Raw genomic sequence first — 592 nt, 5'->3', positions numbered from 1 at the left:
CGGTCATCAACTTCCTTTGGCTGTTCTCAGGCACGGCGGTCGGCTTCCTCGCCTCGGCGGCGCTGGTGGTATCCTCGGGCCTTGCGAGGAGGGTCGCGTCCGACAAACGGCAAGCGGACGGCATTTACGCCAAGACCACCCGCGGCATTCGCATCTATCTGAAGACACCGCGCCTGCGCGGCCTGCTCGCCATCAACCTGGCGGCTGCTGCGGCGAGCGCGATGGTTATCGTCAACACGGTGGTGATGGTGCGCGGCCTCGGTCTCGGCCAGCCCCAGGTTGCGCTGACACTCGCCGTCTATGGTGCAGGTTCCATGCTCGCCGCGTTGCTGTTGCCGCGCATCCTCGATCGGGTCGCCGATCGCCCGATCATGATCGGTGCCGCGGCGCTCCTCACGATCGCTCTCGGGACTCTCGCCGCGATCGGCGCGGTGCTGCCATCGGGACGGATCAGCTGGACGCTCCTGCTGGCGTCCTGGCCGATCCTCGGCATCGCCTATTCGATGAGCATCACACCCTCGGGCCGCTTGTTGCGGCGCTCGGCCAGTGCGGAAGATCGCCCGGCGCTGTTCGCAGCGCAGTTTGCGCTCAG

Annotated in this window: 1 protein-coding gene; it reads left to right on the top strand. The window is 67.1% G+C overall.

Annotation, left to right across the window (positions count from 1 at the left end; genetic code table 11):
* The coding region (locus AACY52_RS29420) for an MFS transporter (RefSeq protein ID WP_339561237.1) at positions 1 to 592 on the top strand (592 nt) is incomplete at both ends.

This window comes from Pseudomonas sp. EA_65y_Pfl1_P113 (assembly GCF_963970525.1).
GTDB classification, from domain to species: domain Bacteria; phylum Pseudomonadota; class Gammaproteobacteria; order Pseudomonadales; family Pseudomonadaceae; genus Aquipseudomonas; species Aquipseudomonas tritici.
This window is presented reverse-complemented; position numbering and strand designations above follow the sequence as displayed.